Origin of the sequence: Micromonospora sp. WMMD1128 (assembly GCF_027497235.1) — a bacterium.
GTDB lineage: Bacteria > Actinomycetota > Actinomycetes > Mycobacteriales > Micromonosporaceae > Micromonospora.
In genome coordinates this window covers 4,933,521-4,947,405 of sequence record NZ_CP114902.1, presented here as the reverse complement: position 1 = coordinate 4,947,405, position 13,885 = coordinate 4,933,521, and the positions used below count along the sequence as shown (strand labels likewise).

At 74.4% G+C, this 13,885-nt stretch carries 12 protein-coding genes and 1 pseudogene; 8 read left to right on the top strand and 5 right to left on the bottom strand.

The features are described from left to right. Positions 1-128: 128 nt before the first annotated feature. Positions 129-815 carry an IclR family transcriptional regulator gene (locus O7602_RS22000; RefSeq protein WP_281584509.1) on the bottom strand — a complete coding sequence of 229 codons (687 nt, stop codon included), beginning with the start codon at positions 813-815 and terminating at the stop codon, positions 129-131. Between the two features lie 49 nt (positions 816-864). Between O7602_RS22000 and leuC the strand changes: the two genes are divergently transcribed. From leuC to O7602_RS21980, 4 genes are all read left to right on the top strand, one after another. Further along, positions 865-2,307, top strand: a complete 1,443-nt coding sequence (gene leuC, locus O7602_RS21995; protein ID WP_281584508.1) for a 3-isopropylmalate dehydratase large subunit — start codon at positions 865-867, stop codon at positions 2,305-2,307. Between the two features lie 13 nt (positions 2,308-2,320). Beyond that, entirely contained in the window at positions 2,321-2,908 is a 588-nt protein-coding gene (gene leuD, locus O7602_RS21990) for a 3-isopropylmalate dehydratase small subunit (RefSeq protein WP_281584507.1), read from the top strand. Between the two features lie 159 nt (positions 2,909-3,067). After that, positions 3,068-3,712, top strand: coding sequence for an HU family DNA-binding protein (locus O7602_RS21985; protein ID WP_348651339.1), 645 nt, complete (start codon positions 3,068-3,070; stop codon positions 3,710-3,712). 133 nt (positions 3,713-3,845) lie between these two features. Then, positions 3,846-5,768 carry an endonuclease/exonuclease/phosphatase family protein gene (locus tag O7602_RS21980; protein ID WP_281584506.1) on the top strand — a complete coding sequence of 641 codons (1,923 nt, stop codon included), beginning with the start codon at positions 3,846-3,848 and terminating at the stop codon, positions 5,766-5,768. Positions 5,769-5,843: 75 nt separating this feature from the next. Here the strand turns inward: O7602_RS21980 and O7602_RS21975 are convergent, their stop codons facing one another. The 4 genes and pseudogenes from O7602_RS21975 to cofC all read right to left on the bottom strand — a co-directional run. Continuing rightward, a complete protein-coding gene (locus O7602_RS21975) occupies positions 5,844-6,725 on the bottom strand; it encodes an NUDIX hydrolase (protein ID WP_281584505.1) in 882 nt (293 codons plus the stop codon). A 27-nt stretch (positions 6,726-6,752) separates the two neighbouring features. Then, positions 6,753-9,047 carry an RNA degradosome polyphosphate kinase gene (locus O7602_RS21970; protein ID WP_281584504.1) on the bottom strand — a complete coding sequence of 765 codons (2,295 nt, stop codon included), beginning with the start codon at positions 9,045-9,047 and terminating at the stop codon, positions 6,753-6,755. 54 nt (positions 9,048-9,101) lie between these two features. Continuing rightward, a complete protein-coding gene (locus O7602_RS21965) occupies positions 9,102-9,299 on the bottom strand; it encodes a cold-shock protein (protein ID WP_281590460.1) in 198 nt (65 codons plus the stop codon). A 39-nt stretch (positions 9,300-9,338) separates the two neighbouring features. After that, a pseudogene (gene cofC / locus O7602_RS21960) lies at positions 9,339-9,947 on the bottom strand (2-phospho-L-lactate guanylyltransferase); the annotation flags it as partial. A gap of 96 nt (positions 9,948-10,043) precedes the next feature. Here cofC and O7602_RS21955 point away from each other — a divergent pair. The 4 genes from O7602_RS21955 to O7602_RS21940 all read left to right on the top strand — a co-directional run bounded on the left by O7602_RS21955 (position 10,044) and on the right by O7602_RS21940 (position 13,852). After that, positions 10,044-10,769 (top strand): lysophospholipid acyltransferase family protein, encoded by a 726-nt coding sequence (locus tag O7602_RS21955; RefSeq protein ID WP_281584503.1) that lies wholly within the window; start codon positions 10,044-10,046, stop codon positions 10,767-10,769. Next, the gene (locus tag O7602_RS21950; RefSeq protein ID WP_281584502.1) at positions 10,766-11,773 is read left to right on the top strand and encodes an NAD(P)H-dependent glycerol-3-phosphate dehydrogenase; all 1,008 of its coding nucleotides are present in this window, start codon (positions 10,766-10,768) and stop codon (positions 11,771-11,773) included. Before O7602_RS21955 ends, O7602_RS21950 begins: the two co-directional genes overlap by 4 nt. Next, positions 11,770-12,888 carry a cystathionine gamma-lyase gene (locus tag O7602_RS21945; RefSeq protein ID WP_281584501.1) on the top strand — a complete coding sequence of 373 codons (1,119 nt, stop codon included), beginning with the start codon at positions 11,770-11,772 and terminating at the stop codon, positions 12,886-12,888. The genes O7602_RS21950 and O7602_RS21945 overlap by 4 nt, the downstream gene beginning before the upstream one ends. Positions 12,889-13,060: 172 nt before the next feature. After that, complete coding sequence (locus O7602_RS21940; RefSeq protein ID WP_281584500.1) at positions 13,061-13,852, top strand: putative protein N(5)-glutamine methyltransferase; 792 nt, start codon at positions 13,061-13,063, stop codon at positions 13,850-13,852. The last annotated feature ends 33 nt before the right edge of the window (positions 13,853-13,885 follow it).

The following is a 13,885-nucleotide window of genomic DNA, read 5'->3' as shown; positions in this document are numbered from 1 at the left end:
CACCCCCCCCCGGGCCCCGCCCCCCGCCGTGTTGATCATGAAGTTGGCGGCATTTTTGATCTCCCTGACTGCCGCCAACTACATGATCAACGCGGGAGAAGGCGGGGGTGGGGCGGGGTGTGGGCGGGTCAGAGGCCGGAGAGGCGTTGGCCGGCTCGGACCACGGCCATGGCGTGGCGTTCGCCGGGGCGGCGGCCGAGGCGCTCGATCGGGCCCGAGATGCTGACCGCGGCGATCACCCGGCCCGTCCGGTCCCGGATCGGGGCCGAGACGCTCGCCACACCGGCCTCCCGCTCGGCCACGCTCTGGGCCCAGCCGCGCCGGCGCACCTCGGCGAGGGTGCGGCCGGTGAACTTGGACCGGGGGAGCAGCGGCATGACCGCCTCCGGTGGCTCCCAGGCGAGCAGGATCTGCGCCGCCGAACCCGCCGTCATCGGCAGCACCGAGCCGACGGGCACGGTGTCCCGCAGGCCGCTGGCACGCTCGGCGGCGGCCACGCAGATGCGCTCGTCGGCGCGGCGCAGGTAGAGCTGGGCGCTCTCCCCGGTGGCGTCGCGCAGCGCGGAGAGCAGGGGCTCGGCCGCGGTGAGCAGCACGTCCGGCGCCGCGTTGGCCAGCTCGCCCAGGCGTGGGCCCGGGCGCCATCGGCCCTGCGTGTCCCGGACAAGCATCCGGTGGATCTCCAGCGCCTGCGCCAACCGGTGTGCGGTGGCTCGGGGCAGCTTGGTGCGTTCAACGAGTTCGGCCAGGCTGGCGCCGTCGACACAGGCGGCCAGGATGACCACCGCCTTGTCGAGAACGCCGACACCGCTCATACTGTGTCCCACAAGCCGAAATTTACCTCCCAGAATTTAGGATGTCCAGATGGTGGGAGTCACTCAACCGAGGACCCTGGCCGAGAAGGTCTGGGACGCACACGTGGTCCGCGCCGCCGACGGCGAGCCGGACCTGCTCTTCATCGACCTGCACCTGCTGCACGAGGTCACCAGCCCGCAGGCGTTCGACGGCCTGCGCCTGGCCGGCCGCGGCGTCCGCCGGACCGACCTGACGATCGCGACCGAGGACCACAACACCCCGACCGGGTACGACGACCCGGCGTTCCGCGCCCGACGCGGCGACCTGCTCACGATCGCGGACCCCACCTCCCGCACCCAGATCGAGACGCTGCGCCGCAACTGCGCCGAGTTCGGCGTACGGCTGCACCCGCTGGGCGACGAGAACCAGGGAATCGTGCACGTCATCGGCCCGCAGCTCGGTCTCACCCAGCCGGGCATGACGATCGTCTGCGGCGACTCGCACACCGCCACCCACGGCGCGTTCGGCGCGCTCGCGTTCGGCATCGGCACCAGCGAGGTCGAGCACGTGCTCGCCACCCAGACGCTGCCGCAGGCCCGGCCGAAGACCATGGCGGTCAACGTCGTCGGCGAGCTGGCGCCCGGCGTCACCGCCAAGGACCTGGTGCTCGCGCTGATCGCGCAGGTGGGCACCGGCGGCGGGCGCGGCCACATCGTCGAGTACCGGGGTGAGGCGATCCGCGACCTCTCCATGGAGGGGCGGATGACGATCGCCAACATGTCCATCGAGTGGGGCGCCAAGGCCGGCATGATCGCGCCGGACGAGACCACGTTCGCGTACCTGAAGGGGCGGCCCAACGCGCCCCAGGGCGCCGACTGGGACGCGGCGCTCGAACACTGGCGGACGCTGCCCACCGACGAGGGGGCGACGTTCGACACCGAGGTCACGCTGGACGCGAGTCGGATCACCCCGTTCGTCACCTGGGGCACCAACCCCGGTCAGGGCGTGCCGCTGGGCGCGACCGTGCCGGACCCGGAGGAGTTCCTCACCGAGCCGGAGCGGGTCGCCGCCCGCCGGGCGCTGGAATACATGGACCTCACCCCGGGCACGCCGCTGCGTGACCTCGCCGTGGACGTGGTCTTCGTCGGCTCCTGCACCAACGGGCGGCTGGAGGACCTGCGGGCCGCCGCCGACGTGCTGCGCGGTCGCCGGGTCGCCGACGGCGTACGCATGCTCGTGGTCCCCGGCTCCGCCGCGGTCCGGGAGGCGGCCGAGATCGAAGGGCTGGACCAGGTGTTCACCGACGCGGGCGCCGAGTGGCGGTTCGCCGGCTGCTCGATGTGCCTCGGCATGAACCCCGACACGCTGAAGCCGGGTGAGCGCTCGGCCTCGACCTCCAACCGAAACTTCGAGGGCCGCCAGGGCCGGGGCGGGCGTACCCATCTGGTGTCCCCGCCGGTCGCCGCCGCCACCGCCGTGGTCGGCCGGCTGGCCGCCCCCGCCGACCTGTAGAAGGGCAGCCGAGATGGACAAGTTCACCGCACACACCGGCACCGCCGTGCCACTGCGCCGGTCCAACGTGGACACCGATCAGATCATCCCTGCGGTGTACCTCAAGCGGGTGACCCGGACGGGTTTCGCCGACGGGCTCTTCAACGCGTGGCGGGAGGACCCGTCATTCGTGCTCAACAACCCCGCCTATTCGGGAGCGTCGATTCTCGTCGCCGGTCCCGAGTTCGGCACCGGCTCGTCCCGCGAGCACGCCGTCTGGGCGCTGCGGGACTGGGGCTTCCGGGCGGTGATCTCGCCCCGCTTCGGTGACATCTTCCGGGGCAACGCCCTGAAGGAAGGTCTCCTTCCGGTGGAGCTGGAATTGAAAGCTGTCGAGGAATTGTGGGATCTGGTGGAGTCCGAACCGACCACTCCCATCACGGTCGACCTCACCGCCCGCGAGGTCCACGCCGGTGACGCCACCTGGACCTTCCCGCTCGACGACCACAGCCGGTGGCGTCTGATGGAGGGCTTGGACGACATTGGACTCACCCTCCGCCACGAGGCGGAGATCGGCGCGTACGAGGCCACCCGACCGGCGTTCCTGCCCTCGATCGCCTGACCGCGGACCCCATTTCGCCCCCACCGGCCCGCCGGTGGGGGCGAATCCGTTGCGACACAAGGGGTTTTTTCCACCGAATGTTTGTGTCCAGGCAGCACAGGGCATACGGTGCGCGCAGAATGGCTCGCGTCGAGTCAGTTGCACAATCGGGAGGAAGTCGTGAACAAGGCCGAGCTCATCGAGGCGCTCGCCGTTCGCCTGGGGGACCGGAAAACGGCGACGGCCGCGCTCGACGCGGTTCTCGCTGAGGTCCAGGCGGCGGTCACCAAGGGCGAGAAGGTGGCGATCACCGGTTTCGGAGCGTTCGAGAAGCGCGTTCGGGGGGCCCGAACAGCTCGCAACCCGCGGACCGGCGAGGCGGTGAAGGTCAAGAAGACCTCCGTCCCGACCTTCCGGGCGGGTGCGGGCTTCAAGGAGATGGTGGCCAGCGGCAAGGTTCCGAAGGACACCAGCGCCGCGAAGAAGACCACCGGAGCCGCCAAGACCACGGCGGCGAAGAAGACCACGGCGGCGAAGACCACCGGGGCCGCCAAGAAGACCACGGCGGCGAAGGCCACCAAGACCACCGCGAGCAAGAAGGCCGCGCCGGCCAAGAAGACCGCCGCGACCAAGACGGCCGCGGCGGCGAAGAAGACGACCGCGGCGAAGTCCGCCACGGCCAAGAAGACGACCGCGGCGAAGAAGACGACCGCGGCGAAGAAGACGACCGCGGCCAAGAAGACGACCGCGGCGAAGTCCGCAACCGCCAAGAAGACCACGGCGGCGAAGAAGGCGCCGGCCAAGAAGGCCGCCAGCCGACGCTGACCGGACGGCCCACCCGAGGGCGCCCACCGTTCGCGGTGGGCGCCCTCGTGCGTGGGTACGCGTTGACCGGCCGCCGCACCGGCCCGCAGAATCGCCGTGCCGAAACCCCCGCCGGTCACGAGAAGAGGCGCCCGTGCGGCACCGTCACCTCTCCACCCTCACGCTCGCCCTGGGCGTCGCGGTTCTGCTGGACGTGCTGCGGGTCTGGCTCCCGTCGGTCATCACCCTCTTCGGCCGGGCCGCCGAAACTCCCGCCGAGATGTTGGGCGCCTTCGCGCTCGGCTGGTTCGTGCTCGCCCTGGCCGCGCCCACCCTCGTACGCCGGCTCGGCGCCCGCCCGGTCGGCCTCGCCGCGGCCGGCGTGCTCGCCGCCGCCCGGCTGGCGCTGACCGCCGGACCGGGCGGCGCGGCGCAGCTCTGGCTCGCGTGTGTCGGGCTGCTCGCCGGCCTGGTCTGGCTCGCCGCCACCGCGGCGCTTGTGGACCGGCCGGTTCCCGGGCTGGCGCTCGGCCTGGCCGGACAGGCAACCGGGCACGCCCTGCTCGGCACCGAGGATCTGATCTGGCGCGGCGGGACGAGCGGCTGGACCCTGAGCTGCCTGCTGGTGCTGTCGTTCCTGGCCGCCACCGCGCTGGGGTCGTGGCAACGGCCCGGGACATCGGCGTCGTCCGGGTCCGACCCGGCACCGCCGCCGTCGACGGACGGGCGTCGGGCGTGGTTGCTGTGCGGTCCGGCGCTGTTGCTGGCCAACCAGATCGCGCTCGCCCCGGCGGTATGGGCCGCCGCCTCGGGCACCGGCTCGTCCGGCTTTCCCGGCCTGTCCCACGCGCCTGGCGGCGCCGCGCCGCTCGGCGCGTTCGCAGTCGCGCTGTTCCTGCTGGCCGCCCTGTACCGGCCACCTGCCCGGCTGGCGCGGGTGCTCTGGCCGGTCGCCGTGTTCGCCGGGGCGGTGCTGTTCGCGGCCGGGCGGCTCGTGCCGGCGTACCTGCTCACCGCCGCCGGACTCGGGGGCTGCCTGGCGCTCACCGACGCGGCCGGGGCCGGCGACCAGGTCACGGGAGCGCGGGCGGCGCAGCGGCGCGGTCGCGCGGCGGCCGTCGGGATGGTGGTCTTCGCGGTGGCCACGGTGGTCTACTACGCCGCCTACGACCTGGGGTACCCCAACGGGTGGGTACCGATCGTCACGGCGGTCCTCGTCGTTCTGGTGGCGCTGGCCGGGCCGCCCTGGTCGCCGGTGGCGCTGTCCGAGCCGGCCCGGCGGTGGAGCACCTTCGCGCTGGTGCTGCTGACCGCGTTCGGGCCGCTGTTCCATCGCCCGCCGCCACCCGCGCCGCGACCGGTGAGCCCACCGGCCGTGATCCGGGTGGCCGCGTACAACATCCGGATGGGTTTCGGCCTGGACGGCCGGTTGGACCTCGACGCGGTGGCCCGGGTGCTGCGCGGGGCGGACGTGGTGCTGCTCAGCGAGGTCGACCGGGGCTGGTGGCTCAACGGCGGCCACGACACGCTGGCGCTGTTGGCGGCCCTGCTGCGGATGCCGTACGTCTTCGCGCCCGCCGCCGACCCGCTCTGGGGCGACGCGGTGCTCAGCCGCTTTCCGGCGCGCTCCGCCCGGAGCCGCGCGCTGGCCGGGCACGGCGCACCGACCGGCGCGCAGGCCCTCGGCGTCACGCTCGACCTCGGCGGTCGCGAGCTGGCCGTGGTCGCCACCCACCTGCAACCGCCACCCGGTCGGGACCCGGTGGAGCAGGCCCGGGAGGTGGCCGCGTTCGCCCGCGGGTACGCGGCCGGCCGGCCGCTGGTGCTCGGCGGCGACCTGAACACCGAGCCGGACGATGCGGCGTTCGCCGAGTTCACCCGCGCCGGCCTGGCGGACGCGCTGGCCGCGGCCCGGCCGCTGTGGACCAGCCCGGCGGACGAGCCGCGCACCCAGATCGACCACGTCTTCGTCTCGCCGGGCCTGACGACCGGCGAGGCGGGCGCCCCGCGCACCGAGGCCAGCGACCACCTCCCGGTCCGGGTCACGGTGGCGCTGCCCGGCCCGCCTGCGCGTTAGGCGGGGGCCCCGCTTAACCGGCGGGGTTAAGCGGGGGCCCCGCCTATACCGAATGCGTTAAGCGGGGCCCCCGCCTTACAACCGGTCGGGGGTGAGGAGGCGGTCGCCGGTGAACGCGAGCAGCCAGCCGCCGCCCTTGGCGGTGGTGAAGTCGTCGGCGCGGCCGGTGAGCCGTTCCAGCGCGCCCGGAATCACCTTGCCCTGGCTGCACACCGCCACCGACTCGGCGGCGTCGGCCAACGCGGCCAGCCGCGCGGCGGCGGCAAGCGCGCACTCCGCGGCCTGCTGGCCCGGCTTCGGCTCGTCCAGGTCGCCGCAGACCTCGATCGGCAGGTCCAGCCGGGCCGCCGCCGGATCCAGCGTCTGCACGCACCGGCGGGCCGACGCGGAGAGCAGGCGCGCCGGGCGGACCAGGGCCACCAGCGGGACCAGGGCCCGGGCCTGCGCCCAGCCCTCGGCATCGAGCGGCCGGCCGTCGTCCGGACCGGACCAGGTGCCCCGCCTGCCGGCGTGCGCGTGCCGGACCAGCAGCACCGTCGCGGTGACCGGCGGCAGCGCCGCGAACGCGCCGATCACCTCGGCGTCGTGCGGGTAGCTGACCCGGCGGGCCGCGGCGTCGACCGGGAACCAGGCCACCTCGTCCACCTCGGTGTCGGGCTGGAAGCCACCGCTGCCGACGGCCCGCATCGACCACCAGTCGACCGCCTTGGCGCGGCCCTCGCTGCGGTAGCGGACCGTGGGCAGCCGCACCTGCGGCACCGCCCGGACGTCGGTCTCCTCGGCCACCTCCCGCACGGCGGCCACAAGCGGGTGCTCGCCGGCGTCCAACTTGCCCTTCGGCAGCGACCAGTCGCCGTACCGGGGCCGGTGCACCAGGCAGATCTCGACGCCGGTGGGACCCGGGCGCCAGACGACCCCGCCCGCCGCCCGGATCCGCACCGGCTCGTCATCGCTCATCGGATCACCGTATGCCGCCCGACCCGCTCAGTCCGCCCGGCCGCCGACGCGGCGCAGCAGCAGGTCCTGGAGGTGGGTGAGCGGCTCGTCGCCGGTACGTCGGCGCCAGGTGCCGTCCGGGGCCAGTTCGAACGCGTCCACCTCCGGGTCGAACGCGGCGGTGAGCACGTGGTCCAGTTCGGCCCGGGCCACCGGGTCGCTCACCTGCACCAGCGCCTCCACCCGGCGGTCCAGGTTGCGGTGCATCAGGTCGGCCGAGCCCATCCAGAACTCCGCGTCGCCGCTGTTGCCGAATCGGAAGATGCGCGAGTGTTCCAGGAACCGTCCGAGGATGGAACGGACCCGGATGTTCTCCGACAGCCCCGGCACGCCCGGACGGAGCGTGCACATGCCCCGGATCAGCAGGTCCACGTGCACCCCGGCCCGGGACGCCCGGTAGAGCGCGTCGGTGATCTCCTCGTCGACGAGCGCGTTCACCTTGAACTGCACCAGACCCGGCATGCCCAGCCGGACGTGTTCGATCTCCCGGTCGATCCGTTCGATCAGGCCGCTGCGGATGCCCTGCGGCGCGACCAGCAGTCGCCGGAAGGCGGTCTGCCGGCTGTAGCCGGTGAGCACGTTGAACAGGTCGGTCAGGTCGGCCCCGATCTCCGGGTCGGCGGTGAGCATCCCGAAGTCCTCGTAGAGCCGGGCCGTCTTCGGGTGGTAGTTGCCGGTGCCGATGTGGCAGTAGCGCCGGATCTGGTTGCCCTCCTGCCGCACCACGAGCGCGGTCTTGCAGTGCGTCTTCAGACCCACCAGGCCGTAGACCACGTGGCAGCCGGCCCGCTCCAGTGTGCGCGCCCATCCGATGTTGGCGACCTCGTCGAAGCGTGCCTTCAACTCGACGAGCACCACCACCTGCTTGCCGGCGGCGGCGGCGTCGACGAGCGCGTCCACGATCGGGGAGTCGCCGCTGGTGCGGTAGAGCGTCTGCTTGATGGCGAGCACGTTCGGGTCGCCCGCGGCCTGCTCGACGAAGCGTTGCACGCTCGTCGCGAACGAGTGGTAGGGGTGGTGCACGAGCACGTCGCCGTCGCGCAGGGTGGCGAAGACGCTGCGTGGCACCTCGCCCTCGGTGAGGCGGGGGTGGGTGGCCGGCACGAACGGCCGGTCCTTCAGGTCGGGGCGGTCGGCCTCGCCGTACACCTGCCAGAGCGCGGAGAGGTCGAGCAGGCCGCGGACCCGCAGCACGTCCTGGTCGTCCACGTCCAGCTCGCGGACGAGCAGCTCAAGCATGTGGTCGGAGATGGAGGCGGCCACCTCCAGCCGCACCGGCGGGCCGAACCGGCGCCGGGCCAGCTCCCGTTCGAGGGCCTGGAGCAGGTCCTCGTCGCGGTCCTCGTCGACCTCCACCTCGGCGTTGCGGGTGACCCGGAACAGGTGGCACTCGACCACCTGCATGCCGGAGAAGAGTTGGCCGAGGTGGACCGAGATGAGGTCCTCCACGGGCAGGAACCGGACGCCGGGCCGGTCCCGGGCGACCCGGACGAACCGGGGCACGTTGTTCGGCACCTTGACCCGGGCGAACAACTCCGAGCCGCCGTCCGGGTCGCGTACCGAGACGGCCAGGTTCAGCGACCGGCCGGAGATGTAAGGGAAGGGGTGCGCCGGGTCGACCGCGAGCGGGGTGAGCACCGGGAAGATGTGCTCCCGGAACCAGGTGCGCAGCCGCTCCCGCTCGGCGTCGTCCAGGTCGCTCCAGCGCAGGATGCGCACGTCTTCCTCGGCGAGCTTGGGCAGCACGTCGTCGACGAAGCAGGCGGCGTGCCGGGTGACCAGGTCGGCCGCCTTCTCGGTGATCAGTTCGAGCTGGGTGCGCAGCGGCAGCCGGTCGCCGCCGCGCACCGGCAGGCCGGCGGAGAGCCGTCGCTTCAGCCCGGCCACCCGGACCATGTAGAACTCGTCCAGGTTGCCGGCGAAGATGGCCAGGAACTTGGCCCGCTCCAGCAGCGGCGTCCGGAGGTCCTCGGCGAGCGCCAGCACCCGCGCGTTGAAGTCGAGCCAGGACAGCTCCCGGTTGAGGAAGCGGTCCTCCGGCAGTGGCTCCGCGGGCGGTGGTTCGTCGTCCGGGCCGGCGACCGGGCCGGGCCCCTCGACCGGGTCGAGGGGATCGTCCAGCCCGCTGGCGCCGGCGGCGTCCGGGTCGGCGTCGAGGCGTTCCTCGGGCGGGCGGGTGGGCCGGAATCGCCCGTCCGGGCCGCGCGTCGGGCGGCCGTTGCGGGGCGCGTCGGGGTCGAGGAGGGGCGGCGGTGGGTCGGCGGGCTCGCGAGGGGTGCTCACCTCTTCATGATTCCCTGACGAGGGTGAACAGAAAATGAACTCCGGCCAGGTCGGTCAGGCCATTGTCGGCAGGGTCACCCGGATGATCTCGCCGGCGGCGTCCCGCTCCACCCGCACCCGCTGCCCGAGCCGCAGCAGGCGCAGCCCGGAGGCGTCGAAGGCGCGGGCCGGGAAGGCCAGCTCGGTCCCGTCGTCGAGCAGCAGCACCCCGCTGCGGGTCGACGCGTCGAAGGTGGCCACCGTGCCCTGCATGCCAGCACCGTACCGGACCGGGACGTCACGCCGGGCCAGCAGCGCGCCCGTGCGCGGACCCACCCCGAGCCCGACGGCGGTGGCCAGGTCGGCCGCGGTGTCCACGTCCCGGCGCAGGCTGGGCCAGTCGCCGACCAGCGGCAGCGCCCCGCTCGCCGCGTGCGCGGCAGCCGATCCGGGCCCGAACCGGGGCGCCAGCGGCACCCCGGCCGGCGCGGCCAGCAACACGGTGCCGTCGCCCGGGGCGTCGGCCGCGAACCCGCGTACCCCCTCGGCCGCGCGCAGCGCCGCGGCCAGCTCGGCCGGGCGCAGCGCGGGCAGGTCCGCGGTGACGCCGGCCACCGCGGCGCGCGGCCCGGCCACCTCCGCGCCGTGCCGGAAGGCCGCGTTGAGCCCGGCCGCCGGGTCAGTCGCGACCCGGGCGCCCGCCGCGGTCACCGCCGCGGTCACCCGCGGGTCGTCGGTGACCACGAGCACCCGACCGACCACCGGACACGCGAGCGCCGCGCCGACCGTGTCGGCCGCTAGGGCCAGCGCCAGTTCCTCATGGGGTACGCCGGGCAGCGCGCCCCGCAGGCGGCTCTTCGCCGCCCCGAGGCGCTTCACCGGCATCACCACGGTCCAGCTCGGCTCAGGCACGGTGACCATCCTGCCAGCGGGGGCGGTGGCACCCGCACTGGCCGGACCGGGGGCGAGCAGGCATGATTCTCTCCCGGGGCGCGTGGGGCGGAACGAGGAGGCAGGGTGGCACCGCGGAGGCTGGGATTCTGGCAACGGTTCGCCGTGGTGCTGGTGAAGCCGGTGTTGACCGTCTGGACCCGGCGCACCTGGCGGGGCATGGAGCACCTGCGGCGCGACGGCGGCATCATCATCGTGCCCAACCACATCTCGCACGCCGACCCGCTGGTCTCCGCGCACTTCATCCACGACGCCGGGCGCTGGCCGCAGTTCCTCGGCAAGGCAAGCGTGTTCCGGGTGCCGGTGGTCGGCTGGATCCTGCACCGGTGCAAGCAGATCCCGGTCGAGCGGGGCAGCGTCGAGGCGGTCAAGTCGCTGGACAAGCTGATCGCCGCGCTGGACGAGGGAGGCGCCGTGGTGATCTACCCGGAGGGCACCACCACCCGGGAGCCGGACCTGTGGCCGATGAAGGGCAAGACCGGCGCGGCCCGGCTGGCGCTGGCCACCGGCGCCCCGGTGATCCCGGTGGCCATGGTCGGACCGGAGCGGATGTTCGACCCCCGCACGGCCCGGATCGGGCTGCGCCCGCGTACCCCGGTGACGGTGGTCGCCGGGCCGCCTGTCGACCTGGGCCGGTGGGCCGGCGCCACGCCGACCCGGGCGATCCTGGAGGAGATGACGGACACCATCATGCTGCGGATCCGGGATCTGGTCGCGGAGATCCGCGGCGGCACACCACCGCCGCTCTGGCAGCGGCCGGCCCGCACCGGCACGCCGGAGGTCGCCGAATGAGCGGGCACGTCGCGGTGCTCGGCGCGGGGTCCTGGGGGACCGCGTTCGCCAAGATCCTCGCCGACGCCGGGCGGGACGTGACCGTGCTGGCCCGCCGCGCCGCGGTGGCGGAGGCGATCCGGACCGGGCGGCACAACCCGGAGTACCTGCCGGACGTGCGCCTGCCCGAGCGGGTCACCGCCACCGGCGACGCCGCCGAGGCGATCGAGGGCGCCGAGGTGGTGGTGCTCTCGGTGCCGTCGCAGACGCTGCGCGGCAACCTCGCCGAGTGGACGCCCCACCTGGCGCCCGACGCCACGCTCGTGTCCCTGATGAAGGGCATCGAGCTGGGCACCACCAAGCGGATGAGTCAGGTGATCGTGGAGACGGCCGGGGTGCCGGCCGACCGCGTGGTCGTCGTCTCCGGACCGAACCTGGCCCCGGAGATCGCCGCCGAGCAGCCGGCCGCCACCGTGGTCGCCGGCACCGACAGCCGGCGTACGGCGCTGGTCCAGGCGTCGATCCGGACGCCCTACCTCCGCCCGTACACCAACGACGACGTGATCGGCTGCGAGCTGGGCGGGGCGGTGAAGAACGTGATCGCGCTGTCGTACGGCATCGCCACCGCGATGGGCTTCGGCGACAACACCCGGGCCATGCTGATGACCCGCGGCCTGGCCGAGACCGCCCGCCTGGGCGTGGCGCTCGGCGCCGACCCGATCACCTTCGCCGGGCTGGCCGGCATGGGCGACCTGGTCGCCTCCTGCTCCTCGCCGCTGGCCCGCAACCGCACCTTCGGCGAGCACCTGGGCCGGGGCGAGACGCTGGAGCAGGCTCAGGCGGCCACCAGGCAGACCGCCGAGGGCGTGAAGAGCTGCCTGGCCATCCGGGACCTGGCCCGGGCGCACGGGGTGGAGATGCCGATCACCGAGCAGATCGAGCGGATCTGCCACGAGGGGATGGACCCGCGCCTGGCCGTGGACGCGCTGATGAGCCGCACCGCCAAGCCGGAGTCGTACGAGTGAGTGCCGACTGGGGAGACGGCACCCGCAGCGTGCACGCCGGGCTGCCCGAGCCCGCGCCCGGCCGGCCGTTCCTGCCCGGCCCGGTCTTCGCCGCGCCCTACCACCTGGACCCGTGGCGCGGGCCGGCGGCGGCCCCCGACGGGTACGGGCGGCCGGACAACCCGACCCGCCGGCTCCTGGAGGCGGCGATCGGCGAGTTGGAGGGCGGCGACTGCCGGGTCTTCGCCAGCGGCCAGGCGGCCATCACCGGGCTGCTGCTGACCGTGCTGCGCCCCGGTGACACCGTGTTGCTCCCCGCCGACGGCTACTTCCCGGTGCGGGCGTTCGCCACCGACACGCTGGAGCGCGTCGGGGTGCGCGTCGGCTTCGTGCCGACCGCCGGGCCGTACCCGTCGTTCGACGGCGTCCGGCTGGTGTTGCTGGAGACGCCGGCGAACCCCGGGCTCGACGTCGCCGACGTGCCGGCGCTGGCCACCGCGGCACACGCCGCGGGCGCGCTGCTGGCGGTCGACAACACCACCGCGACGCCGCTCGGCCAGCGTCCGCTGGACCTCGGCGCGGACGTGGTGGTCGCGTCCGGCACGAAGGCGCTCACCGGCCACTCCGACCTGCTGCTCGGCTACGTGGCGACGCGCGAGGTCGCGCTGCGCGACGCGGTGACCGCCTGGCGGACCACCACCGGCGGGGTGCCCGGCGCGTTCGACTGCTGGCTGGCCCACCGGTCGCTGGCCACCGTCGACCTGCGGCTGGCCCGGCAGAGCGCCAACGCCGAGGCCCTGGCCGGGTTGCTCGCCGGCCGACCGGACGTCACCGGCCTGCGCTGGCCGGGGCGGCCGGCGGACCCGGCGTACCCGGTGGCGTCGGCGCAGATGCGGCGGATGCCCGGCGTGCTCTCCTTCGACCTGGGCGACGCCGACCGGGTGGCCCGCTTCCTCGACGCGTCCCGCCTGGTGGCCGCCGCCACCTCCTTCGGCGGGCTGCACACCACGGCCGACCGGCGGGCCCAGTGGGGCGACGACACCCCGCCCGGTTTCGTGCGGCTCTCCTGCGGCATCGAGGACAGCGTCGACCTGGTCGCCGACGTGGCCGCGGCGCTCGACGCCGCCACGGGCTGACGCCGGGCCGCGCGCTCCGCTATCGTGACGGGCAGCCACGGCCCGTGCGGCCCCGACGCGAGGAGGTGAGTCCGATCCACAAGCAGAGGACCGGCGCTCCCTCCGAGTCCGTGTCGCCCCGGGGCTGAGGCGACGCCGGGGGCGCCGTCGAGCGTTCCCCGAAAGGCTTGCCATGGCATCCACCGTGTTCACTCCCGACCGTCCCGCCCTCGTCCGCCGGCTGCGCGCCGCCGGTTGCGTCTTCGCCGAGGACGAGGCGGACCTGCTGATCGCCGCCGCCGACTCGGCGCGGGCACTGACCTTCCTCGTCGACCGCCGCGTCGCCGGCCTGCCGTTGGAGCACCTGCTCGGGTGGGCCGAGTTCTGCGGGCGGCGGGTCGTCGTCCACCCCGGCGTCTTCGTCCCGCGCGGGCGTACCGCGCTGCTCGTCGACGCGGCGGTGGCGGTCGCCGGGCCGGCGCCGGCGGTGCTCGACCTGTGCTGCGGCTCCGGCGCCGCCGCGCTGGTGCTGCACGAGCGGCTGGCGCCCCGCTGGCTGGCCGCCGCCGACATCGACCCGGTGGCGGTGGCCTGCGCCCGGCGCAACCTCGACCCGCTGGGCGTGCCGGTCTACCAGGGCGACCTGTTCGACGCGGTGCCCGCCGACCGGCGGGGCCGGCTGGACCTGGTGGTGGCGAACGCCCCGTACGTGCCGAGCGGCGCGGTGGCGACGCTGCCGGCCGAGGCGCGGCTGCACGAGGCCCCGGTGGCGCTCGACGGCGGCGCGGACGGGCTGGCGGTGCTGCGTCGGGTGGCCGCCGGCGCGGCCGAGTGGCTGGCCCCGGGCGGGCACCTGGCGGTCGAGGTGAGCGTCGAGCAGGCCCCGACGCTCTGCGCGGTGCTCCGCGTCGCCGGGCTCGATCCGACAGTGGTGCGCGACGAGGAGCGGGAGGCCACCGCCGTGACCGCGCGCCGTCCCGGCTGATCTCCGCGTGGCGGGTGGACCCGCCGGGAACTA